Here is a 23,758-nt window from a genome sequence, read left to right on the forward strand (position 1 = left end):
TTGAAAGCTAAAAGCTGCTCACAGTAAGTATTTACCTATAGCGAGATTGCCTATTCCCTATTGCCTCTTGCTATACATCCTATTCTTTGTGTCTTTGTGGTTAAATAAAGATAAAAACCGGGTTTCTTAGGTCAAAAATCCGGTTTTTGGGGGCAAGTTTATAAATTATATTTCAGAAGTTAAACCGTTACCGATTTTTCCAAAATCAATTTAGATCGTTTTACCTTTTCAGGAATATCAATCGGATAATTCCCAGTAAAACACGCCGAACAGAAAGTATTAGTATCTTCCCGAGTGGCGATTAACATTCCTTCCCAACTTAAATAAGCTAAAGTATCAACCTCAATCTGTTGACGAATTTCTTCCACTGATTTTGTTGCCGCAATCAATTGATCCTGACTATCAGTATCAATCCCATAAAAACAAGGATGAGTCACCGGAGGAGAAGAAATTCTCATGTGAACTTCCTTAGCACCCGCATCCCGCAGCGCCTTCACAATTTTGCGGCTGGTCGTCCCTCGGACAATCGAATCATCCACAATAATCACCCGTTTACCTTCCAAGACATCCTTTAACGGGTTTAACTTCATCCGAATCCCCGACTCCCGCATACTTTGAGTCGGTTGAATAAACGTCCGACCCACATAACGGTTTTTAATTAATCCCTCAGCAAAAGGAATCCCAGACTCCTGAGAAAATCCAATCGCCGCCGGAATCCCAGAGTCAGGAACCCCGATCACAATATCCGCATCAATAAAGGATTCTCTAGCTAAAATTCGTCCGATTTCCAAACGATAACTATAGAGACTTTCGCCACACATCACACTATCAGGACGGGCAAAATAAATCATCTCAAACACACATAATTTCCGGGCGGGTTTCTGACTCCAGTGGAAAGAAGACATTCCTTCTTCTGTAATCCAAACCAATTCCCCCGGTTCCACATCCCGCAGATATTCCGCCCCGATAATATCTAATCCACAGGTTTCTGACGCCAAAACATACCGTTGCGGACTTGTCGGTAAAATTCCAATCACTAATGGTCGAATCCCATTCGGGTCACGAACCCCCATCATTCCTTTAGGAGTCCCAATCACTAAACTATAGGCCCCCCGGCATTGAGTAAAAGCACTTAACGCCCCTTCTAACCAGTCTTTGCCATTATTGACTTCCGAAGCGATCGCTAAAGCAATCATTTCGCTATCGGTGGTGGTCAGAAAATCACATTCCCGCCGGGTTAATTCTGCACGCAATTCGCCCGTATTGACTAAATTACCATTATGTGCTAGAGCCAGGGAACCCAGGCGAGTTGAAACCACCGCCGGTTGAGCATTCACCCGACGGCTTGATCCCGTCGTGGAATAGCGGGTATGACCGACAGCCAGATTCCCAGTTAACTCATTTAAAATATTTTCATTAAACACCTGGGAGACTAATCCCATCTCCTTATGTAAATGCACCTTGTCGCCATCAAAAGTGGCAATTCCGGCGGATTCTTGGCCTCGGTGTTGTAGCGCATATAGACCAAAATAAGTCAGTTTAGCGACATCCTCCCCTGGAGCATACACCCCAAAAACGCCACAGGCTTCTTCCGGCTTATCAGGTCGTTCGTGATCAACCTGAGCAGAGTGGGTATCTAGGGAATCATTTGGAATCATTTTACGGTTTTGCTCCTGATTGGCAAAGTCAGATAGTGGGATTTATGAATTAAGGCTACTGGATAGCGCGAGTATAACTACTCAAAAGTTAACATTTTCTTAATCTTATCCCTTTTTAGCTGAAATCGCAAGAAAGTCTCGCGTCTGGAATCTTCTCTGTGTCTTTGTGGTTAAATTAATCCTGACCATCCACCCTGCGTTCAATCGCATTAAAATAGCGATCGCCCATTTCTCCAAGATCAACCTCAATTAAACCCTGATCATCAGCTAAAATCCTTAAAGGTTCAGATCCCGAACCCACAAAACCCAAGTTTTGCCAGATATCGTTTTCTTTCCCTAACTGTTGTTCTAAAAACCCTTCCCAAACCAACTGAGATTCAGGATGCACAGAAACCAGAATTCGTCCCCCTCCTTCTCCAAATAGAATATTATCCCAACGGACAGAAGGATTAGAACCTAAACCCAGCTTAACCGTCGCCCCTTTTTGGCCACTCAGACAAGATTCGGCCAGCGCCACCGCTAACCCCCCTTCAGCACAATCATGGGCCGATTTAATCCAACCTTGACGAATACCTTCCCGACAGGCAGTTTGTACCTTTTGTTCTAACTCAAAATCTACCCTCGGAGGCTTACCCGCAATCGTACTATGCAACACCGCCAGATATTCCGACGCGCCTAACGTGGGTAAGGTTTTGTCATCCCCCAAAAGATAGATTAAATCCCCCGAACTTTGCCAACCTTGGCCACAAACCTTGGTTAAATCCGCAATTAACCCCACCATTCCCACCACCGGGGTCGGATAAATGGATTCCGGGTTCCCCTGTGCATCCAGGGTTTCATTATAAAGTGACACATTCCCCCCCGTCACCGGAGTATTCAACGCCTTACAGCCATCGGAAATCCCCCGACAAGATTCCGCCAACTGCCAATATCCAATCGGTTTTTCAGGACTACCAAAATTCAAGTTATCCGTCACCGCAATCGGTTCGGCCCCCACACAACTTAAATTCCGGGCGGCTTCGGCTACCGTTGCCTTCGCTCCTTCGTAGGGGTCAAGATACACATACCGAGAGTTACAGTCTACTGTTGCGGCTAGTCCACGATAGACCCCCCTCAGTCCCCCCTTGGTAAGGGGGGAAGCCGGATCTTCATCTTCAAGCCCCCCCTTGGTAAGGGGGGGGTGGGGGGGTTCCAACGGCCTTAACCGAATCACCGCCGCATCCCCACCCCCAGGAACTAAAACCGTATTATTCTGAACTTGATGATCATATTGTCGATAAACCCAGCGTTTAGAAGCAATAGAAGGGGTATCTAATAGGGTCAATAATATTTGATTCCAAGATTGAAATTCCCCCTTAATTTTAATTCCTGATATTGTAGATTCCGGTAAATTTTCCGGTTTCCATTGCCAAGCTATTTGAACATATTCTGGCGGTTCTGATAATATTTCTCGCGGATATAATGGCGTATTTTCTGCTAAAGCATCCGCCGGAATTTCCGCAGCAATTTCCCCTTGAAATAAAATTCTAACTATTGGTTCAGCAATCACACTTCCCGCCACAACCGCTTGTAATCCCCAACGATGGAAAATATCAATTAACTCCTGTTCTCGCCCTTTTTGAGCGACAAATAACATCCGTTCTTGAGATTCTGATAACAGATATTCATAGGCAACCATTCCCGTTTCCCGTACCGGAATTAAGTCTAAATCTAGCTCAATTCCTACCCCACCTTTTGCCGCCATTTCTGATGTTGAGCAGGTAATTCCTGCCGCTCCCATATCCTGGGCTGCCACCACCGCACCCGTTTTAAATGCTTCTAGACAAGCTTCCACTAAAGACTTTTCTAAAAACGGATCTCCCACCTGAACCGCCGGACGATCTTGAATCGATTCTTCACTTAATTCGGCACTGGCGAAACTCGCTCCCCCCATGCCATCTCGTCCCGTTGTTGAACCTACATATAACACCGGATTTCCAATTCCAGAAGCACCAGATTTGACAATTTCTGGGGTTTCCATTAACCCAATTGCCATGGCATTAACTAGGGGATTTCCGTTATAAGCTGGATCAAAATAAACCTCTCCCCCAACCGTTGGAACTCCGAAACAATTACCATAATGACTAATACCAGAAACCACCCCTTTAAATATTTGTCTAGTTCGGTCATCTTCTAATGAACCAAACCGTAAAGAATTTAACGCCGCAATTGGACGCGCTCCCATCGTAAATATATCTCTTAAAATTCCCCCCACTCCTGTTGCAGCTCCTTGGAATGGTTCAATAGCTGAAGGGTGATTATGGGATTCGATTTTAAAGGCAATATGCAGCCCATCACCAAAGTCCACAACTCCGGCATTTTCTCCTGGGCCAACTAAAATTCGCTCTCCCGTGGTGGGAAATTGTTTGAGCAGAGGGCGGGAATTTTTATAACAACAGTGTTCGCTCCACATCACCCCAAACATCCCTAATTCCGCTTTTTTGGGATGTCTTCCTAAGCGTCGGACAATTTCTTCATATTCTTCGGGTTTGATGCCTTCAGAGGCAATTTCTTCAGCAGAAAAGGGACAATTATTTTTGGTAGACATCTATACAACCGATCGCACTTTTCACCACAGCATTTCCCATTCTATCTTCTCCTCACTCAAAACTGATTTGATTAAAAAAATTGCCGACTAGATAGGAGCTACCCTTGACAAATTCCCGCAGCCGTCGTATAATGAGCATACGGCTAACATGGACATACACTTGATTAAAAAATCAATATACAAACACAACCCCCCGATGTCTGGTTCCCCAAACCCAATTTTTAACAACTATTCCACCCATCAATATTGGATGAGTCGGGCTTTAGAATTAGCGCAACAAGCTGGAGAAGCCGGAGAAGTCCCCGTTGGAGCTATTATTATTAATCAGAACAATCAACTAATTTCCCAAGCCCAAAACCGCAAAGAAAGAGACTGTGACCCCACCGCCCACGCCGAAATATTAGCCCTACGAGAAGCAGGAAAACTATTAAAAAATTGGCATCTAAATACCTGTACTTTGTACGTCACCCTTGAACCCTGTCCCTTATGTACCGGAGCCATATTACAAGCTCGTTTAGGGTTACTGGTTTATGGCGCCGATGACCCCAAAACCGGAACTATCCGTACCGTTATCAACCTTCCCAATAGTCCCTGTTCTTATCATAAATTATCGGTTTTAGGTGGAATATTAGAATCTCCTTGTCGTCAACAATTACAATCTTGGTTTGCTCAAAAACGCAATTAAATAGACAATAAAAAAACTGTCCTAATCACGATCAATAAAACCCTTTAAACTGTTTAAAATCCAGTTAAGAGGTTTATTCAACCTGCGAAAACCGTTATGCTCATCTTTGATCTAATCAATCTTTTGCAAAAATGTCCATATCTACAAAAGAAACACAGGTTAATTCTGACGTTTCTCCCTTGCTGGCTGCAATTGTTTATCCCTTGGGACGACATCTGGTTTTACCATTTTATTTTAAATCCTTGGAAGTCATCGGCCAAGAAAATCTTCCCCAACAAGGCCCTATTATTTTAGCACCAACCCATCGTTCCCGTTGGGATGCAATTATGATTCCCTTTTCCACAGGTCGCTATGTCACCGGGCGGGACTTGCGGTTTATGGTTACGGTTGATGAAATGAAAGGACTACAGGGGTGGTTTATTCGTCACCTCGGTGGGTTTGCAATTAATCAAAAACATCCGACTATTTCTACGATTCGTTATGGCGTGGAATTGCTACACCAAGGAGAAATGTTAGTGATTTTTCCAGAAGGAAATATTTTTCAGGATGACCAAGTTCACCCCCTAAAATTAGGACTGGGACGTTTAGCCATCCAAGCGGAAACTAGCCAGGAACATTTAGGAATTAAGATTGTCCCGATTTCTGTACGCTATAATCCGATTATTCCCTGTCGAGGTTCTAGTGTTAAAATAAAAATCGGTACTCCCTTATCTGTGACTGATTATTGTCAAGGTTCAGCCAAAAAAGATGCTCAACATCTGATTCAAGATTTACAATTAGCACTGAACCAAATTGATCAACCCTAAGTGTTATAATTATAACTACTTTTAATTAATAAGCTGTTAAGCATGATGGACTCTAGCTTGAATTTTAAGCCCGGTCAAATTGTGGGATTAAATCATCAAAACAGTTGTTTGTATGCAGAAGTAATTCAAGTTGTCGAAGTTCGGGGAGTCTGTTGGGTAAGACCTTTGATGTTAATTCAAGGATTATCTGAATATCCAGAAGACAATTTTTCGAGTTTTGGTCTTACCCCGGAAACCTTTATTTTATCTGATTTACGCCAAAGTCCTGATTTAATTTGGCCAACACATTTATTTAGGGCTGCTTTGGATACGGAAGTTATTACTTTCTTAGCACAGTTAGAGTCTCCAGAGGCTAATTATCCTGGACTTAAACGAGTCAATACTTGTTCTGCTCACCAACAACTGCAAGATTTTATCGGTCAGGTTTGGCGAGCTTCTGCTAATATTTTTGATTCTAATCGTTAGAATACAAAACCCTGTTTATTGTTGCATCTCGAAATTTTTAAATCCCAAGCTATTAATGGCTAGAAACTAAGCGAATGCGCCCAGCATCCATTTCTTCCATTAATAATTCTAAGGCTTCATAATCGACATCGGAAACATAACCCAGTCGGGTTAATTCTGTATTAATCGCATTTTCAATTTCAGGAGTCAGACATCTAAAATAGAGAGCTTTTTCAACCAGTTTACGAATCATATTCGTTGCTGACATAGTAGGTACGGATAACTCGCATATTTTTATTATGTTATAAATAGTGATTTTTATTTGTGATCATATCCTTTTATTTGAAGTGATCTTTATCACTTAATATATGGGAACTTTGGTAACATTTATTTAGTCCCAATTTCATCTACCTTGAGATAGATTTTCAGTATATTTTAATACGTTTGACCCAAAAGTTATTTTAAAAAATTAATTGTTTTTTAGGTTTCGTCCTCAAATATTTGATTACACGGTACTGCTACAATCAACACGATGGCAACATCAATGGTAATCTTAAAATATTGTCGTTATTAATAGGGTGAGGTTTGCCTTGAATGTCGCAGTCGAGAAACTAATTACACCAGAAATTCATCAACCTGCCCGTTATCTGGGTCAGGAGTTAGGCGCCAAACGCAAACCTTGGGAGTCCGCCGTCGTCCGTTGGTCGTTAACCTATCCTGAAGTTTACGAGGTCGGAGTCTCAAACCTTGGCCATGTTATTCTCTATAATATCTTAAATACCCAACCTCGGCAATTATGCGATCGCGCCTATCTCCCAGCGTCGGACTTAGCAAAAAAATTACGCGAGACTAAAACCCCTCTATTTGGTGTTGAGTCCCGTCATTTTTTAATTGATTTTGATATTTTAGGATTTAGCCTCAGCTACGAATTAGGGGCAACAAATATCTTAGAAATGTTAGATTTAGCTGGAATTCCTTTAACTTGGGAAGACCGACAAAATTATTCGGTCTGGGGCGATAACAAAAATTCCGATCAACCCCATTATCCCTTAATTTTTGCCGGGGGACAAACGGCCACATCTAACCCCGAACCCTACTCGGATTTTTTTGATTTTATCGCTTTAGGAGATGGGGAAGAATTATTACCAGAAATTGGATTAATTTTAGAAGAATGCAAGAAAAAAAACTTAGATAGAAAAGCCGTATTACTAGATTTAGCCCAAATTCCAGGGGTCTATGTTCCCCAATTTTATCAGATGGCAGAAGATGGTTCTGTTCATCCTAAACATCCTAATGTTCCCACCCAAATTTTAAGACGGGTAGCCGCACCAATGCCCGCCTATTCGATTAAATTTGTTCCTTATGTGCAAACAGTTCATGATCGGTTAGTAATTGAAGTTAGACGGGGTTGTACCAGGGGATGTCGTTTTTGTCAACCGGGAATGTTAACCCGTCCAGCGCGAGATGTGGAACCGGAAGATGTGATTCAAGCTGTTGAAAAAGGGATGAAAGAAACGGGTTATAATGAATTTTCCTTATTATCTTTGAGTTGTTCCGATTATTTATCCTTACCCTCGGTGGGAATGGAAATTAAGAACCGTCTGAAAGATTATAATGTTAGTTTATCTTTACCTAGTCAACGGGTAGATCGCTTTGATGAAAATATTGCTAATATTCTAGGGGGAGCGCGACAAAGTGGGTTAACTTTTGCCCCAGAAGCGGGAACCCAAAGAATGCGAGATATCATTAATAAAGGGTTAACCAATGAAGAATTATTAAAGGGAGTTAAAACCGCCTTTGACCAAGGTTGGGATAAAATTAAACTCTATTTTATGATTGGTTTACCCGGAGAAACCGATGCCGATATATTAGGAATTGCCGAAACCGTTGCTTGGTTAAAACGAGAATGTTCTGCTAAAGATCGCAGAAAGTTAAACTTTAATTTAACTATTTCTAACTTTACACCTAAACCCCATACTCCCTTTCAATGGCATTCAGTTTCCACAACAGAATTCCAACGCAAACAGAAATTATTAAAACAAGAATTTCGACAAATGCGAGGGGTAAAAGTTAACTTTACTGATGTTAGAATCTCGGCTATGGAGGATTTTGTTGGTCGAGGCGATCGCCGTTTAGGGCCAGTGGTGCGTCGGGCTTGGGAACTTGGGGCGGGAATGGACTCCTGGTGGGAAAGTTTAGATCGGGCTTTTGGCGCTTGGACACAGGCTATAGAAGAAGCAGGTTTGAGTTGGAAATATCGTCGGGTGGAAAGCGGGGAATGGAATTTAATTGAGGGAACAGGGAACAGGCTGCTTCGTGAGCTTGTCGAACGAGAACAGGGAATAGGGAACAGCCCCCCCAAACCCCCCGCGCACGGGGGGCTAGAGGGGGAGGGAATAGGGAATAGTCAAGAACAGGATTATGCAGTATTATTAGATCAGCCCTTACCTTGGGATCATATTGACAGTGGAATTGATAAAAATTGGCTCAAAGAAGATTTAAAACTGGCTTTAGAAGCTGCTACCGTTCCCGATTGTTCCTTTGAAAGTTGTTCCCATTGTGGAGTTTGTGGAACCGATTTTGGTCATAATATTGTGATTAAATCTCCCCCAATTCCCCAATTTGCCGGAGAATTTATTCCTAATTCTCAACGAGTCCAACGTTTAAGAGTTAGATTTGGAAAATTAGGAGATATGGCTTTAGTCGGACATTTGGATTTATTCAGATTATTTGATCGGGCGATTCGTCGGGCTTCAATTCCCTTAGCGTTTACCGGAGGATACCGTCCAAATCCGAGGATTTCCATTGCTTTTGCCTTACCATTAGGAGCAACAAGTAGCGGAGAAATTGTGGATTTTGAATTAACAGAATCCATGAATATCGAGGAATTTCGCCAAAAATTAGCCCAGGGTTTACCCGATACCATTCCTCTGTATCAAATTCAAGAAGTACCCATAGAATTACCTTCCCTAACGGATACGGTGGAAAAAGCAGAATATTATTTAACCGTAAATTCCATAGCAGAAATAGACGCTATCCCCGAATGGTTAAATTGGATTAATGCAGTTAAAGCCACATCAGAAATTTTATGGGAGAAAACCACAAAATCAGGGAAAAAGAACATCATCAACTTACGAGAACAATTATTTGAAATAGAAATGATTTCCGAGGAAGATCAATTGTTGCGTTATGTGGGGAGTTGTCGGAATGATGGGACACAACTACGACCCGAACTGATGATTAAGATGTTAGAACAGGTAACTGGCAAAGAATTCCAACTGTTACACATTCACCGCCATTCACTTTTAACGCGACCCGAAAAGATTTCTATATCTGGTTGGTGATAATTTGTGTTTACGACCGTGCTATAATGAAACCCGGTAAGCCAAGTTTTGTAGCATAGTGGGCGGGTTCGCCTGAATCTAGGCTACAAACCGACAATATTACAGATTGCAGGTTAGAAGCGGCTATAATAAACTGATCAAACCGGAAGCTCACCTGTACTTAAAGTTAGTGTAGGTTCTTGACTGGTAGCGCACCTGTTGATCAGGCGGTTGGGAAATCAACCAAACCCTAATGTTACTAAAAATCAACGGAAGAAAGTAGCAAAAAACTTTTTCTGGCATCTGTCTTGATACCATAAAGAAACAAACACTTTCAATGGCTAGATTTAAGTTCATTGAGGGCAGTTGGGGGAGAGATCATCTAGCTTGGAATGTGCGATCTAAGCTGTAGTCTGGTGAGATTTTCGTCGATATGGATACTATATTCGTGAGTTAGTCAAGAGGTCAACGTCTGTCCAACCCAAGTATTGCTTTAGACAGAAACTGATGAAGGCAGATGGATAACAAATAACCTCCTATAATTTCAATTTCCCATAACCTTTGAAGGCTTACAGTTGATAAATTTTGGATGTTAGATTTGGATATTTGTTAACCTTTGAGGGAATGGGAAATAGGCAATGGGCAATGGAAATCTTCCTATTCCCTATTGCCCATTGCCCATTGCCCGCCTTTTGATTTTAAACGATCAAAACCTGATTCCCTCTTGCGGTTTGCCTGTTGGCTTGGTGTGTTTTTGGTGTCTTCCTAGTCGGCGAAAATTCGAGTTAATGGATTGATTAATCACGTCAATATTGCTAGGTACACGCAACGTAGGTGCTGACCATATTGCTAAGTTTTGAGGGAATTGAATGTCAAAGCAAATTATTATCGCAGAACAGCAACGAATCGCTGCTGTCTTTTCAGAAGATCAAATTCAAGAACTGGTTGTAGCGACCGGAAATCACCAAGTTAGTGATATTTATCTGGGTATCGTGGAAAATGTCCTACCAGGGATTGATGCAGCCTTTGTCAATATTGGAGACCCGGAACGGAATGGATTTATCCATGTTTCCGACCTCGGGCCATTACGATTAAAACGTAGTTCCGGTTCGATTACCGAACTTTTAAGCCCCCAGCAAAAAGTGTTGGTGCAGGTAATGAAAGAACCCACCGGAACTAAAGGCCCTCGGTTAACCGGAAATATTTCCTTACCCGGACGGTATTTAGTGTTAATGCCCTATGGCAGAGGGGTGAATTTATCCCGTCGCATTCGCACGGAAAATGAACGCAACCGTTTAAGGGCCCTAGCCATTCTAATTAAACCCGCCGGAATGGGATTATTAGTCCGCACAGAAGCGGAAGATATGCCCGAAGACGCGATTTTAGAAGATTTGGAAAGCCTACAAAAGCAATGGGAATTGGTGCAACAGGAAGCCCAATCTTCCCGGCCTCCGGCTCTGTTAAATCGAGATAATGATTTTATTCAACGGGTGCTCCGCGATATGTACAGCACCGAAGTTAACCGAATTGTGGTCGATACCAGCACGGGGGTGAAGCGGGTCAAACAACATTTGATGAGTTGGAGTGTAGGAAAAGCTCCTCAAGGGGTGTTAATTGACCACCACCGAGAACGGATTCCGATTTTAGAGTATTTCCGAGCTAATGCAGCTATTCGAGAGGCTTTAAGACCTCGGGTAGATTTGCCATCGGGCGGTTATGTTGTGATTGAACCAACGGAAGCCCTAACGGTAATTGATGTTAACTCTGGCTCCTTTACCCGTTCGGCAACCTCTAGGGAAACGGTGTTATGGACAAATTGCGAAGCCGCCACCGAAATCGCCCGTCAGTTGAGGTTACGCAATATTGCCGGGGTGATTATTGTGGACTTCATTGATATGGATTCCCGCCGAGACCAATTACAAGTGCTGGAACATTTTAATAAAGTCCTGAAGGCCGATAAAGCCCGACCCCAAATTGCTCAATTATCAGAATTAGGGTTAGTGGAATTAACCCGCAAACGCCAGGGCCAAAATATCTATGAATTGTTTGGCAAAACCTGTACCACCTGTGGAGGCCTAGGCCATATCGTTCAGTTACCCGGAGAACCCGAACCCGAACCCGCAGAAACCACGGAACGGCTCGTGATTCCTAGTAATCGGATTATTCCGTCGCCGAGCAGTGGGGACAACTCAGAACGGCCCAGTTTACGTCCGGTTCCGGTTTATGAACAGCCGTCTTCCCGGGAAGAACCCGAAGTTTTAGATCTTGAGGCGTCTGAGGGTTTCCAAGAGTTAGAACTGCTCAACCATCCCAGTTATCAGGATATTGGCGCCAGTAATGCCCGTCGCCGTCGCCGTCGAATTCGGGATATGGATTCTTTAGGGCGAGATGAGGAACTCCCCGCCCCTGATGTTCGGGTGTCTCCAACGGTGAACTATGGGGAACCTCGCACGGATGTTGGGTTTAGTGAAGGGTTCTCAGGACGCAGTGGATTGAGTGAACGCAGTCGCCCCACAAAATCCGAAATTATTAAACCTTCGGTGGAACCAGCCGAGGTGATTTCGGTGGAAATGACTCCAGAGGAACAGGAGGTTTATGCGTTGATGGGGATTTCTCCCTTGATGCTCTCCCATGAACAGGTGAAAAATTCTCGCTCTGTGATTGTCACGGTTCGTTCTCCAGGGGAATCCCCTGTTTCTCCCACGACTCTGATGGATGAAGACTCCGATGAAGGACAAAACCTGCCTCTGTCGATTGGGTCGGGTGAAAGAACTATGCCTGAACGATCAATTTCTGAACGGATTATTCTCGACCGAACCATAACCGATCGGACAAGTTCACCAGTAGTTATTTCTGAGCGGATTGTTCCCGAACGGTCAATTTCTGACCGGATTATTCTCGAACCGAAAAAACCGGCAATACTAGAAATACCAGAAATAATAGAAATACCGGAAATAACAGAAACACCAAAAATACCAGAAACCCTAGAAAAAATTGAAGAACCTGAAACAACAGTAGAATTTTTTGTACCGGAAACTGAGGATGAGTCACCATCGGAGGATACCTCTGAATCAGATAAGGATCATCAACCGGGTGAACCGATTATTCGCCGCCGTCGCCGTCGGTCTTCGGCTCTGACGGATTAAGAACAGTTATGGGATATTGAGGGTTAACAGTTAATTGCTAACCCTCAACCCAAACCTAATTACTTAGGTAACTACTTGACTTCAATAATTTCTGTATCCCCGATTTCTTGATTCTCAACCATGAAGGTTTCATGACCATTTCCGTTTAAACTAACCCGAACTTCATTACGTCCTGCTGGTAGTTCCGAAAGATAATACCAGTTTCCATAAATTCGGGTGACTTTCTTCCCATTGATATAAAGGTGAGCGTGTCCTTCTTGATAGGAGTCGCTGGGTTGATTGGCTCTTTCTGGTGTGAATTTAAAATTAGTCAATTTCAACTCTAAATTCCATCCCTGACGGGCATCAGGATGGACAATCAGATCCACCGATGGTACGGGTTGACCAGGGGGAATCGAGATTATTTTATGGTGAGGGGAAGATGTATCATGTTGTTGTTCATGGGCTTCAACAGATGATAAACCTAATCCAGTAAAACTACTCAAAATTGTTCCCAAAAGGAGAGAAAACCCAATCACAATAGTTTGGTTTTGTTTGAAATTAAATTGGCAATTCATCAAATTAACTCAAGTAAATAAAATGGATTTTTTTATGGTCTGATATTAATTTTTTTACCTAAATATTAGTTTTGTCAAAAGACAGCTTGTCAAACTTAAGCACACTGATCACAGTTATGGGCGGGTTTATTAAGATTGGGGTGATTCACAAAGATTGAATAGAACCCGCCCCTACAAATGATTACTGATTTTTGATCTATATCTATCCTAAAATAGTAATATTCGGATCATCAGCAATAAAGTTAGCTGCGGTGAGTTGAACTGGGGTTATCCCTTGTACTAAACCATAAAAGGTTGTTCCCGATTGAATTGATGTGGATACTAATGCTGTACTACCATCGACTTGTACGGTGACAGGCGTTAATGTTAGTTGGGCAAAAGTTATCCCCGAAGGTAACATAATTTTATCGGTTCCGCCAAGAAAATCGGTGATTAGGTCGGCTTGATTTAAGCTAGTTGCGGCGACGGACGCTCCAGGTAACACAAAAATATCAGCATCGGCTCCCCCCGTGAGTTTATCTTGATCCGCATCACCAATCAAGTAATCCGCACCTGCACCGCCATCTAAGACGTCTGCACCTTTACCACCCCGGATAATATCATTTCCCACACCCCCCAATACGGTGTCATTGTCCAGGTTGCCATTGATTAAGTCATCTCCCTCTTGACCATCGAGGTTATCTGACCCTTTGCCGCCACGAATAGCAATCCGAATGGTATTGGCTGGAATTGTTAAAGTGCGATCGCCATCATTACCACCTCCGGCTAATATTTTATCATCCCCTAAATTGCCATTAATATTATCAGCCGATACGCTTCCCACAATGAAATCATTTCCATTTAAGGCTTGAATATAAAGGTTGGTTGCTGTTGCCGGGACAAAGGTATTATCGGCGGCGTTGGTAAACACAAAAGATGTAATTCCTTGGTCAACAAAGGTGGTATTTCCACCCCCTGGTGCTGGAACATCTGGCCCAGGATCACTTGCAGAGGCTGTTGGTGTTGTCCAAGTAATATTAGAGGTGGGAGGGGGTGCGGTGTTAGGAATATTAGAGTTGATAATATCTTGGCCTTTCAGATTCACAACGTCTTCAATTAACCCAATTCCTGCGGTTTTTGATGTGGTATCGGCATAAAAATCAACAATCAACAAATCTTGAGTTGGGTCAATTTTGCCATCAATATTTAAGTCAATAGCCAGATTTTTTCCTTGTCTTTCTAAACCATAACCCGTTGTACTAGGGCCAGATAGTAATAGGGTTATACCTGGAATAAAAAGACTGTCTGCTGCTCCTCCGGTATCTTGAATTTCAGTGCCATTACCAGTAGTAGTAACGGTGTAGAAATCATCGCCTAAACCCCCTTTCAGGGTATCTTTTCCTCCGGCTCCAGCCAAATTATCACTCGCCGCACCCCCAATTAAAATATTATCGCCCCCGGCTCCAGTCATATCATTGGGAATACCAGGAGCGCCAGTTATATTTTCAATCGGCCCAGTAATATTATCGGTGGCAATAACAACACCACCCCCGTCTAAAACTTCTCCCTTTGTGGTTAAATTAACTGTAATTCGATTAGCTCCAACCGGAAAAGTTGGGGTGACTTTTTCATAAGAAAGGTAGTCAATTCCATCTCCCCCATCGACATTATTTGTTCCTAAACCGCCAAAGAAAGTATCGTTTCCATCTCCACCAATGGCGTTATCATCTCCTTCTCCCAAATCGAAAGTATCGTTTCCTTTGCCACCATCACCGATGTCATTCCCCTTTCCACCGAGGATAATATCATCTCCTAGACCGCCAATCCCATAATCATTGCCATCGCCTAGGGTAATACTATCATTACCATCTCCGCCATTAATAGGATTATCGTCTCCGCCTCCGGCATCAATAGTATCATTTCCGGCTCCACCATCGGCTTTATCAGACCCATTCAATAAAAGGATAGTATCATTTCCGGCTAAATCAGATTCTTGAATCGTAATTAGAGGAATCAGAGGTAGACCATCTTTGGTAATGGCAACCAGTGGAAAAGCACCGATTTGAAGAACATCACCTAAATCTGTTCCTTGGAAAGTAGCCATTTGTTGTTCCTTTTGTTGTAAAAAATGTTAAATCCTACTTCAAGCTAGTTTAAATATTCAATACTGTCAATATTCCTGATGATCAATATTATAAATCTTAGATTTTTATAGCAATCTTATCGGTAATCAATTGTTTAAATTAATAGCAATAAATTGATTAATCAAACCTCCGGGGCTGAGATTGGCAACAAATCCCAAAAATTGATTAGAATTGATCACAGAAATTAAAGTTCCTGGAGTGCCATTAATAACGGTAGACGTGAGCAGAATATTATTTTGATTCAAACCCTCGGTTAAACCAATTTGATCCTCACCGATGATAAAATCCGTAATAATATCAACCGTATTCACACTATTGACAGCCGCACTAACAGGAAGAATAAAAATATCATTATTACCCCATTCCCAAAAAGTTGTTAAAAATAATGAAGATTCGGGATGCAGTTGAGACGGACTTACCAGCAATAGTTGATATTTATAATGCCGCGATTCCAGGGAGAATGGCGACAGCAGACCTGGAAATGATCTCGGTGGAAAGTCGAATTCCTTGGTATCAAGAACATCAAGCTCAGACTCATCCGGTTTGGGTGATTGAGTTAGATGAGCAAATTTTAGGATGGTTGAGTTTCCAAATCTTTTATAACCGTCCAGCCTATAACAGTACAGCAGAAGTGAGTATTTATGTTCATCCTAAATATCAAGGTCAGGGAATCGGAAAAAAACTATTAACCCAAGCGGTGCACCACAGTCCTAGTTTGGGATTAAAAGCGTTACTGGCGTTAATTTTTGCCCACAATCAACCCAGTTTAGAATTATTTAAACGCTTGGATTTTGAACAATGGGGTTATTTACCCAGAGTGGCTGATTTAGATGGAATTGAACGGGATTTAGTGATTATGGGACGTCATCTAACCCCGGCCAAAATTGATTAACTCCAAAATTTAATCCCCGACATGGGAGCAAAAAAAAGTATTTTTGAGTCTATAGACTTGGGATTCTACAAAATTAAGGAGCTTATCCAATTAACTGCTGATCTCGGAGATCGGCAGTTTTTTTTATTAGCTTTAGCGACGTTGTACAGGTAATCCTGGTGCGGTCTGAAGGTCAAGATCCCGATAGGAAGGTTGGGTCAGAATTGACGTGCTGTAGGGATTAATTAAATCGGCTGTACGAATAATCGGGTCGCTACTGGTTTGGCGCAGCATTCCATCCCGATACAATTGATTCACGAGACGGGCATCATTGGTCATTAGGGTTTCGGGAAAACCATTGATACCGTTGGGCCAAGGGAAACTAACCCCTAAATAAGTAGACATTTGACCCAGTAAGGATTTGTTTTTAAAGACATCCCCAGAGGTTCTCGATGCCGCCCGCATAAATTCTTCCGCAAAGGGTTGATAGGTGGTGGGATAGTCCTTAAACATCGGTTCAGCTTTGACAGCAGTGGCTAACACCGTCGATGCGATCGCCCCAACCACAGCATAGCTCAGGGATTTTAAGCGGTTATTCATAATCCTAGTTCCTCGATAACTCGTTAAATCTTAACCTGTTTTGTTAATCCCAGTCTTGACATTGGACACACCATCCAACGTGGAGATGTGAACTTTTTTGAAGCTTATGCTCATTTTTGTAACGAGATTGCCTATCCCTGCGTAAAATATGAGCTTAATAACTGCTACAAGTTCTTCAATAATTAGAGGAGAAAGAAACCCCATGGCAGAATTGATTAAACCCTATAATGGCGATCCCTTTGTCGGCCATCTGTCCACGCCGATCAGCGATTCCGATTTTACCCGTGCATTTATCGGGAATTTGCCCGCCTACCGTAAAGGTTTATCTCCTTTACTGCGGGGCTTAGAAGTCGGTATGGCCCATGGTTACTTTTTGATCGGGCCTTGGATTAAACTTGGGCCATTACGCGATCATCCCAGCGCCGCTAATTTAGGTGCATTAATCTCAGGAATTGCCTTAATCCTGATTGCCACGATTTGTTTATCTGCTTACGGATTAGTTTCTTTCCAAAAAGGCGATTCAAATACTGGCGACTCTCTGCAAACCTCTGAAGGTTGGAGTCAGTTTGCTGGTGGTTTCTTCATCGGTGGAATGGGTGGCGCTTTTGTTGCCTTTTTCTTGCTGGAAAACTTCGGTTTAGTTGATTCTATTTTCCGAGGCTTGGTTAATAGCTAATTTAGCTTTTTACCAAACATCAAAACTTTCTAATATTCAATAGGAGAATTTGATATGACCGGAGCTTATGCAGCCTCTTTTTTACCTTGGATTTTAATTCCCGTGGTTTGCTGGTTAATGCCAGTTGTGGCAATGGGTTTATTATTCATCCACATTGAAAGCGAAGCTTAGATCTTTGTTTTGATTCGCTAAAAATCTCCGCCATTATGGTGGGGATTTTTTTGTTTGTTTAAGGTTATTAAGTATTTAAACTATGCACCCTAGCGAGCGAGGACGCTCACACTACTTATACTTTCGATCTTAATCTTAATAGATAAAATAGAGAATATTGAGATCAGGAGGATTTTATTTAAGTCAGATTCACTTTTAACCAACTCAATATATCCCTCAAGGTTATAGTTAAATTAGAGATGAATTGAGGAACCGGAATTACAGCATCCAGTTCATCTAAAAACAGGGGTTGTTGTCCTGAAGGATAAACAAAAATAGACTTTTCCTCTGGAACAATTAACCATCCCATTTGACAACCGCAATTCAAACAATGTAAAATATTACTGGTAACTTTAATTGTGCTTTGTTCCGGGGATAAAATCTCAATTGTCCAGTCAGGATGAGCTTTAAAACTATTAGCAATATCTCCATCATTATCAAGCGGAATTCGTTCCCAGACAAAAACTACCACATCAGGAATAATAGAACGACCGCCAAAGGTACATCTTAACTCAGGTAAAGCTAAAGCGATCGCTTGTTCTTCAGCCATATTATTAATAACTGTAACTAATTTACCTTGTAGTTTACTATGTTTTCCTTGTGGCATGGGTTTCTGGATAATTTGACCATTAATATATTCGTTTGCGGGTTTAGTTTCGGGTAAGTTAAGAAATTCTTCTAAACTCAATGTTTTGTTAAGAATTTGTACCATTATTGCTTCCTTATCAAGAATTATTTAATAGATTATTCAACCTTGACAACCGCTTTTTGCGAATAACTGCTTCTAATTTAGCATTAATTTCTTCTAATTCTAAATTAAACTGTTCCATTTCTAAATGAATCCGGCATAAATTGGCTAATAGTCTTTCTCTTGTTGTCCGATCAGGAATAGGGTGTTGTTGGTTCATGGTAAATTCCACTCTAATTTTACTTCTTCTAAACTGCGTTCCCATGCGAGAATTCTAGCTTGAGTTGGGATATTATTGACAATATTATCGAGACAATCTTTGTGACTGACCAACAATCTCTCTAAAGCTTCCCCATTTCTACTCTTTTTGATTATCTTCTAAAGCTCTAACTGCCGCCTGAATTAAATTATAAAAAACAGGTTGAGACACATCAACAGTTTGAGCATCCTGACGACTTTTTCCTAACAGTCCAAAGCGTTGACCTTTTTTTATAGCTAATACTTCCCCTTTCTGATTTCGGATTTTTAATTCTTGGGTATTACCAACATAAGATAAACTACAACTATATTGTTTATCATTATAGTCAAATTCTGCACTTTTATTAACTTGAGAATGTTGAATTTCTGGAGATTCGGGTAATCTTGCCCCGACTAATTCTAACTCTATATTGGTTTGACCATTCCAACTATTTTCTTTTAATTGATAGGCGATATCTAAACAGTGGGGAAGGGGAAAATAGTCAGCCCAACGCCAAGCCATGCCATTAATTGTGGGTAAGGCGGTTAGTTGAGTATGGGAATATTTATCTTGGGTTAAGGTGAGTTTAATATGTCCTTTTCCGACAACTTTTTGTTGAACAATTCTAACATTAGGAGTCCAAAATGTAGGGGCGTTATTTTCTATACCACAGGGATGTAATTGATTAATTTGATCATAGAGATTAAAGTTAATTTCACTTAAATCCGCTTGAACATCAATTTTAATTAAGGGTTTTAGATGTTCTAATTCTAAACATTGATGGGCAAATTCACTTAATCGGGCTCTAATTTGATCTAAGTTTTCTGCGGGGAAAGAAAACCCTCCGGCGGCTTTATGTCCTCCGAATTTACCCAGTAAATCTTGACAATATTCTAAGGCTTTAAAAATATCAAATTCCGCAATTCCCCGGGCTGAACCTCGAACTATTTTAGGAGATTCTGTGTCATCTTCTGGCTGTTCATAGGTTCCAATAAACACAGGAACACCGTATCTTTCTACTAACCGAGAGGCGACAATTCCAATCACACCATGATGCCATTCTGGTTGCACAACTACTAACACCCTTTCTTGTTTTAAATCAATATTTTCTGATTCTATCCAAGCGATCGCTTCCTGTTGAATTTCTTCACATAATAATTGTCTTTGTTGATTTATTTGTTCACATTGCATTGCCCGTTCTAAGGCAATTCCCATATTTTCTGTTGTTAATAATTCGATCACAATTTGGGGGTCAGCTAACCGTCCAATGGCGTTAATTCTTGGCCCCAAACGAAAGCCAATATCATCGGGTTTTAGGGTTTTATTATTGGTAGATGGGAGGGAATTTTCGGGCTGTTCTTCCGATTTTACTTGATATCCGGTAGAGACTCCGGCCACTTGAATTAAGGCTTGAATCCCGGTGATTTGGGAATAGGGAATTAACTTTAACCCGCGTTTTAACCAACGTCGGTTAACTCCAACCAAAGGAGCTAAATCCGCAATAGTTCCTAATGTAAATAATTCTAACAAAGGATTGACTAATCCTTGCATTTTACCTAATTTTTGAGACAAACAAATGGCTAAAACATAGGCAACTCCCACCCCAGCTAATCCTCGATAGGGGGATAATAACGGTAATAATTTAGGGTTAAGAATCGCGTCGGCTGGGGGTAGTTTTTCAGGTAAATCATGATGATCGGTAATAATTACAATTAACCCTAATTCTTTGGCTCTAGCAATGGGTTGATAGGCAGAAATCCCGTTATCAACCGTGAGGATGATTTTAACATCTTCCTGATGAAATTCTTCTACTATTCGGGTATTAATTCCATAGCCTTCTTTCATGCGGCTAGGAATAGCATAATTAACATTAGCTCCCAAGGTAGAAAGCGATCGCATTAATAAAGCCGTACTGGTCATCCCATCGGCATCATAATCCCCACAAATTGCAATTTTATCCCCCTGATTAATCGCATTTTCTAATAGTTCTACACTTTTTTCTAAATCCTTAAATTCCTCCAATGGAGAGGGTAAAACTTGAGATTCAGGGGTTAAAAAAGCCTCCGCTTGTTCCGGGGTTTCAATCCCACGATTAATTAAAACTTGGGTAACTAATGGGATAATTCCCAGGGTATCTGCTAACTGTTGAGCAAGTTCAGATTGTTGCGGGAAAATATACCAGCGTTGATTCGGGAGGTGATCACAATTCAAGGATTCCGGGGAAGAAGGTTGCACAGTTTATTAAGATTAATCTAAATAAAAGAATACTCTATTATATCAAAATTATTGTTATTTTTAACAAAAATTAAGGGGGTTTTATTGATAAAATCAGGAGCAAAATATTACCTAAAAATCAGGTATTTTTTGCCCTGATCGCAATTTGGTTTTTATTAAGACAGATTAATACCGCTTAAACTGCAACTTTAACCCCTCGCCAAAATGCAATATGACCCTCAATATTTTTAGCCGCAGATTTTGGTTCAGGATAATACCAAGCGGCGTCCTTATTAACTTCACCTTCAACAACTACATTATAATAACTAGCAACTCCTTTCCAACTACAAGTTGTATGGGTGTTACTTTCTTGAAAATATTCACGGTTGATGGAGTCCGAGGGAAAATATTGATTACCATCAACGACAACGCATTTGTCACTTTCTGCTAAAACTGCACCATTCCAAACCGCTTTCGGCATAAATCTCCTCTAAACTTTGTAACTTTATCTTAAAATTTAACACCTTTAAGGCATTAAATAACTGTTCTGGGTTCTGAATTACAAAAAAATATCGGGATATCCCAACCATTTACCCAGTTTTAATTATAAAATAAAAAAGACGTTTTATCTAAATTACGAGCAATGTCAGGGCTAATTTCTACTCCCTTCGCCCAACCCCAATCCCTAGAACAGTCTCTTAAACATTTTTTTGGTTATGATTCCTTTCGACCCGGACAGCGCGAAATAATTGACCAGGCGCTACAAAAGCGAGATTTATTAATTATTATGCCCACCGGAGGCGGAAAGTCTCTGTGTTTTCAACTTCCGGCTTTATTAAAACCTGGATTAATGATTGTTGTGTCTCCTTTAATTGCCTTAATGCAAGATCAAGTGGAGGCATTACAAGATAATGGAGTTGGTGCTACCTTTCTCAATAGTACCTTAACGGCTGCGGAAGCAAAATCGCGGGAAACGGCAATTTTAAAAGGAGATATTAAACTGCTTTATGTTGCCCCAGAACGATTATTATCCGAACGATTTTTATTTTTTTTAGACACCTTAGAAGAACAGTTGGGAATCTCTGCTTTTGCCATTGATGAAGCCCATTGTGTTTCTGAATGGGGGCATGATTTTCGGCCGGAATATCGAAAATTAAAACAACTGCGAATTCGTTATCCTAAAATTCCAGTTGTAGCGTTAACAGCAACGGCAACTCAACGAGTTCGCCAGGATATTATTCAACAGTTAGAGTTAAAAAATCCCTATATTCATGTTGCTAGTTTTAATCGTACTAATTTATATTATGAAGTAATTCCCAAGAAAAAACAAACCTTTACCCAGCTATTAAAAATTATTCAGGAGGTGGGAGGTTCGGGAATTATCTATTGTTTAAGTCGAAAAAACGTAGAAGACTTGGCATTCCGATTACAAAATCATGGGATTTCAGCCCTACCCTATCACGCCGGACTTGAAGATCAAATCCGGTCAGAAAATCAGACTCGGTTTATTCGAGATGATGTTCAAATTATGGTGGCGACGGTTGCCTTTGGCATGGGAATTAATAAGCCCGATGTACGCTTTGTAATTCATTATAGTTTACCCCGAACCTTAGAAAGTTATTATCAAGAATCCGGTCGGGCGGGACGGGATGGAGAATCGGCTAGATGTACATTATTTTTTAGTTATGGTGATATTAAAACCATTGAATATTTAATTGAACAAAAACCCGATCCCGATGAACAACGCATCGCCCGTCAACAGTTAAGACAAATGTTAGATTATGCCGAAGCATCGGAATGTCGGCGCACCGTTCAATTGAGTTATTTTGGTGAATTTTTCTCGGAAAATTGTGCAAAATGTGATAATTGTCAGACACAAAATCCGGTGGAAGATTGGACAATTGAAGCGATGAAATTTTTATCTTGTATTGCCCGATGTCATGAAAGATTTGGCATGAATTATATTATTGATGTATTAAGAGGATCGAAAAGTCAAAAAATTCTGGATCGACGTCATGATCAACTTTCTACTTATGGTATTGGTAAGGACAAAACGGCGGAAGAATGGAAGAATTTAGGCCGATCTCTTTTACGTCAAGGACTCTTGGATCAAACCACTGATGGTTATGCTATTTTAAAGTTAAATTCCCGCAGTTGGGAAGTGATGAAACGGGAAAGAACCGTTGAAATTACTGTTATTAAAGAACAAAATGTCGAAAAATCGACTCGTTCTTTAGCAATAGAAGCGGAAATGTTATTTGAACAGTTGCGCCAACTTCGGAAAAAATTAGCCGATGAACAATCTATTCCTCCCTATATGGTTTTTTCCGATTCTACGTTAAAATTAATGGCACAACAACGACCCCAAAATTTAGAAGAATTAAGTCAAATTTCTGGAGTCGGGAGTTATAAATTAGAACGTTATGGTAAAGAATTTACTGAAGCTATTTTTACCTATTGTCATGGACAAAACTTGCCTACTTCTCGATCTAAAAAATCAGAATCTAAACGTCTAACCCTAGAAGATTTATCCGATAGTTTAATCATGACTTTATCTTTATATCAAGACGGTCTGAGTTTGAATGCGATCGCCAATGAACGCGGATTAAAAACCAGTACCATTGCCGATCATTTAACCCAATTAATTGCCGCCAATCAGAATATAAATATTGATCAATTTGTTGAACCTGAACGGCAAAAAAATATTATTCAAGCCATCGAAAAAGTTGGAGATATCAGCTTAAAAACAATTTATGAATGTTTGGGAGAAAACTATAATTATGAAGAAATAAAAATGGTTAGAGAATACTGGCGACAGCATCCTAATTAACTCGTTGTTGCGCCCGTTGTTGCACTCGTTGTTGCGCTTCAGCGCTCTTAACAGACTCCGCATCCCAACAACAAACTAATAAATGTTTTCCATTATAACTAA

General features: G+C 41.0%; 20 protein-coding genes. 9 read left to right on the forward strand and 11 right to left on the reverse strand.

Going from position 1 to position 23,758, the window contains the following annotated elements; genetic code table 11:
- Window positions 1–179: 179 nt before the first annotated feature.
- Window positions 180–1,658 (reverse strand): amidophosphoribosyltransferase, encoded by a 1,479-nt coding sequence (purF, locus tag NMG88_RS12935; protein ID WP_254034741.1) that lies wholly within the window; start codon window positions 1,656–1,658, stop codon window positions 180–182.
- Between the two features lie 175 nt (window positions 1,659–1,833).
- Window positions 1,834–4,245, reverse strand: a complete 2,412-nt coding sequence (purL, locus tag NMG88_RS12940; protein WP_254035496.1) for a phosphoribosylformylglycinamidine synthase subunit PurL — start codon at window positions 4,243–4,245, stop codon at window positions 1,834–1,836.
- Window positions 4,246–4,441: 196 nt separating this feature from the next.
- On the opposite strand from purL, the gene tadA reads away from it, so the two are divergent.
- The 3 genes from tadA (at window position 4,442) to NMG88_RS12955 (ending at window position 6,201) form a co-directional block, all read left to right on the forward strand.
- Window positions 4,442–4,930: a tRNA adenosine(34) deaminase TadA gene (tadA, locus tag NMG88_RS12945; protein ID WP_026787887.1), complete on the forward strand. Its 489-nt coding sequence runs from the start codon at window positions 4,442–4,444 to the stop codon at window positions 4,928–4,930.
- 131 nt (window positions 4,931–5,061) lie between these two features.
- Window positions 5,062–5,736 (forward strand): lysophospholipid acyltransferase family protein, encoded by a 675-nt coding sequence (locus tag NMG88_RS12950; protein WP_026787888.1) that lies wholly within the window; start codon window positions 5,062–5,064, stop codon window positions 5,734–5,736.
- A gap of 42 nt (window positions 5,737–5,778) precedes the next feature.
- Window positions 5,779–6,201 carry a hypothetical protein gene (locus NMG88_RS12955; RefSeq protein ID WP_227350811.1) on the forward strand — a complete coding sequence of 141 codons (423 nt, stop codon included), beginning with the start codon at window positions 5,779–5,781 and terminating at the stop codon, window positions 6,199–6,201.
- A gap of 52 nt (window positions 6,202–6,253) precedes the next feature.
- Here the strand turns inward: NMG88_RS12955 and NMG88_RS12960 are convergent, their stop codons facing one another.
- On the reverse strand, window positions 6,254–6,448 hold the full coding sequence (locus NMG88_RS12960; RefSeq protein WP_026787890.1) for a hypothetical protein: 195 nt from the start codon (window positions 6,446–6,448) through the stop codon (window positions 6,254–6,256).
- Between the two features lie 322 nt (window positions 6,449–6,770).
- Between NMG88_RS12960 and NMG88_RS12965 the strand changes: the two genes are divergently transcribed.
- On the forward strand, window positions 6,771–9,524 hold the full coding sequence (locus NMG88_RS12965) for a TIGR03960 family B12-binding radical SAM protein (protein WP_227381470.1): 2,754 nt from the start codon (window positions 6,771–6,773) through the stop codon (window positions 9,522–9,524).
- A gap of 848 nt (window positions 9,525–10,372) precedes the next feature.
- On the forward strand, window positions 10,373–12,649 hold the full coding sequence (gene rne, locus NMG88_RS12970) for a ribonuclease E (protein ID WP_026787892.1): 2,277 nt from the start codon (window positions 10,373–10,375) through the stop codon (window positions 12,647–12,649).
- A gap of 71 nt (window positions 12,650–12,720) precedes the next feature.
- On the opposite strand, the gene NMG88_RS12975 is transcribed toward rne, so the two are convergent.
- From NMG88_RS12975 to NMG88_RS12985, 3 genes are all read right to left on the reverse strand, one after another.
- Complete coding sequence (locus tag NMG88_RS12975) at window positions 12,721–13,206, reverse strand: hypothetical protein (protein ID WP_051340285.1); 486 nt, start codon at window positions 13,204–13,206, stop codon at window positions 12,721–12,723.
- Window positions 13,207–13,408: 202 nt separating this feature from the next.
- Window positions 13,409–15,289: a calcium-binding protein gene (locus NMG88_RS12980; protein WP_141292761.1), complete on the reverse strand. Its 1,881-nt coding sequence runs from the start codon at window positions 15,287–15,289 to the stop codon at window positions 13,409–13,411.
- A 126-nt stretch (window positions 15,290–15,415) separates the two neighbouring features.
- Window positions 15,416–15,754: a hypothetical protein gene (locus NMG88_RS12985; RefSeq protein WP_144390469.1), complete on the reverse strand. Its 339-nt coding sequence runs from the start codon at window positions 15,752–15,754 to the stop codon at window positions 15,416–15,418.
- Here NMG88_RS12985 and NMG88_RS12990 point away from each other — a divergent pair.
- Entirely contained in the window at window positions 15,715–16,221 is a 507-nt protein-coding gene (locus NMG88_RS12990; RefSeq protein WP_042154853.1) for a GNAT family N-acetyltransferase, read from the forward strand. The genes NMG88_RS12985 and NMG88_RS12990 overlap by 40 nt on opposite strands.
- A 132-nt stretch (window positions 16,222–16,353) precedes the next feature.
- On the opposite strand, the gene NMG88_RS12995 is transcribed toward NMG88_RS12990, so the two are convergent.
- Window positions 16,354–16,800: a hypothetical protein gene (locus NMG88_RS12995; RefSeq protein WP_042154851.1), complete on the reverse strand. Its 447-nt coding sequence runs from the start codon at window positions 16,798–16,800 to the stop codon at window positions 16,354–16,356.
- Window positions 16,801–17,002: 202 nt separating this feature from the next.
- Here NMG88_RS12995 and NMG88_RS13000 point away from each other — a divergent pair, with 202 nt between their 5' ends.
- Both NMG88_RS13000 and NMG88_RS13005 read left to right on the forward strand, forming a co-directional pair.
- A complete protein-coding gene (locus tag NMG88_RS13000; RefSeq protein WP_026787895.1) occupies window positions 17,003–17,476 on the forward strand; it encodes a photosystem I reaction center protein subunit XI in 474 nt (157 codons plus the stop codon).
- Between the two features lie 54 nt (window positions 17,477–17,530).
- The gene (locus NMG88_RS13005; protein WP_026787896.1) at window positions 17,531–17,647 is read left to right on the forward strand and encodes a photosystem I reaction center subunit VIII; all 117 of its coding nucleotides are present in this window, start codon (window positions 17,531–17,533) and stop codon (window positions 17,645–17,647) included.
- A gap of 178 nt (window positions 17,648–17,825) precedes the next feature.
- Here the strand turns inward: NMG88_RS13005 and NMG88_RS13010 are convergent, their stop codons facing one another.
- The 4 genes from NMG88_RS13010 to NMG88_RS13025 all read right to left on the reverse strand — a co-directional run bounded on the left by NMG88_RS13010 (window position 17,826) and on the right by NMG88_RS13025 (window position 21,307).
- The gene (locus NMG88_RS13010) at window positions 17,826–18,398 is read right to left on the reverse strand and encodes a Uma2 family endonuclease (RefSeq protein ID WP_042154849.1); all 573 of its coding nucleotides are present in this window, start codon (window positions 18,396–18,398) and stop codon (window positions 17,826–17,828) included.
- A 13-nt stretch (window positions 18,399–18,411) separates the two neighbouring features.
- On the reverse strand, window positions 18,412–18,594 hold the full coding sequence (locus tag NMG88_RS13015) for a hypothetical protein (protein WP_042154847.1): 183 nt from the start codon (window positions 18,592–18,594) through the stop codon (window positions 18,412–18,414).
- Window positions 18,595–18,732: 138 nt separating this feature from the next.
- Entirely contained in the window at window positions 18,733–20,847 is a 2,115-nt protein-coding gene (locus NMG88_RS13020; RefSeq protein ID WP_227350807.1) for a single-stranded-DNA-specific exonuclease RecJ, read from the reverse strand.
- Between the two features lie 175 nt (window positions 20,848–21,022).
- Complete coding sequence (locus NMG88_RS13025; protein WP_026787900.1) at window positions 21,023–21,307, reverse strand: DUF427 domain-containing protein; 285 nt, start codon at window positions 21,305–21,307, stop codon at window positions 21,023–21,025.
- Between the two features lie 162 nt (window positions 21,308–21,469).
- Here NMG88_RS13025 and recQ point away from each other — a divergent pair, with 162 nt between their 5' ends.
- A complete protein-coding gene (recQ, locus tag NMG88_RS13030) occupies window positions 21,470–23,656 on the forward strand; it encodes a DNA helicase RecQ (RefSeq protein ID WP_042154843.1) in 2,187 nt (728 codons plus the stop codon).
- Window positions 23,657–23,758 lie beyond the last annotated feature (102 nt).

The organism is Planktothrix agardhii (assembly GCF_904830935.1).
GTDB lineage: Bacteria > Cyanobacteriota > Cyanobacteriia > Cyanobacteriales > Microcoleaceae > Planktothrix > Planktothrix agardhii.

Coding starts and splice junctions, on each gene's coding strand:
- purF (WP_254034741.1), bottom strand. CDS start 1,658: ATGATTCCAAATGATTCCCTAGATACCCACTCTGCTCAGGTTGATCAC.
- purL (WP_254035496.1), bottom strand. CDS start 4,245: ATGTCTACCAAAAATAATTGTCCCTTTTCTGCTGAAGAAATTGCCTCT.
- tadA (WP_026787887.1), top strand. CDS start 4,442: ATGTCTGGTTCCCCAAACCCAATTTTTAACAACTATTCCACCCATCAA.
- NMG88_RS12950 (WP_026787888.1), top strand. CDS start 5,062: ATGTCCATATCTACAAAAGAAACACAGGTTAATTCTGACGTTTCTCCC.
- NMG88_RS12955 (WP_227350811.1), top strand. CDS start 5,779: ATGATGGACTCTAGCTTGAATTTTAAGCCCGGTCAAATTGTGGGATTA.
- NMG88_RS12960 (WP_026787890.1), bottom strand. CDS start 6,448: ATGTCAGCAACGAATATGATTCGTAAACTGGTTGAAAAAGCTCTCTAT.
- rne (WP_026787892.1), top strand. CDS start 10,373: ATGTCAAAGCAAATTATTATCGCAGAACAGCAACGAATCGCTGCTGTC.
- NMG88_RS12975 (WP_051340285.1), bottom strand. CDS start 13,206: ATGAATTGCCAATTTAATTTCAAACAAAACCAAACTATTGTGATTGGG.
- NMG88_RS12980 (WP_141292761.1), bottom strand. CDS start 15,289: ATGGCTACTTTCCAAGGAACAGATTTAGGTGATGTTCTTCAAATCGGT.
- NMG88_RS12990 (WP_042154853.1), top strand. CDS start 15,715: ATGAAGATTCGGGATGCAGTTGAGACGGACTTACCAGCAATAGTTGAT.
- NMG88_RS12995 (WP_042154851.1), bottom strand. CDS start 16,800: ATGAATAACCGCTTAAAATCCCTGAGCTATGCTGTGGTTGGGGCGATC.
- NMG88_RS13000 (WP_026787895.1), top strand. CDS start 17,003: ATGGCAGAATTGATTAAACCCTATAATGGCGATCCCTTTGTCGGCCAT.
- NMG88_RS13005 (WP_026787896.1), top strand. CDS start 17,531: ATGACCGGAGCTTATGCAGCCTCTTTTTTACCTTGGATTTTAATTCCC.
- NMG88_RS13010 (WP_042154849.1), bottom strand. CDS start 18,398: ATGGTACAAATTCTTAACAAAACATTGAGTTTAGAAGAATTTCTTAAC.
- NMG88_RS13015 (WP_042154847.1), bottom strand. CDS start 18,594: ATGAACCAACAACACCCTATTCCTGATCGGACAACAAGAGAAAGACTA.
- NMG88_RS13025 (WP_026787900.1), bottom strand. CDS start 21,307: ATGCCGAAAGCGGTTTGGAATGGTGCAGTTTTAGCAGAAAGTGACAAA.
- recQ (WP_042154843.1), top strand. CDS start 21,470: ATGTCAGGGCTAATTTCTACTCCCTTCGCCCAACCCCAATCCCTAGAA.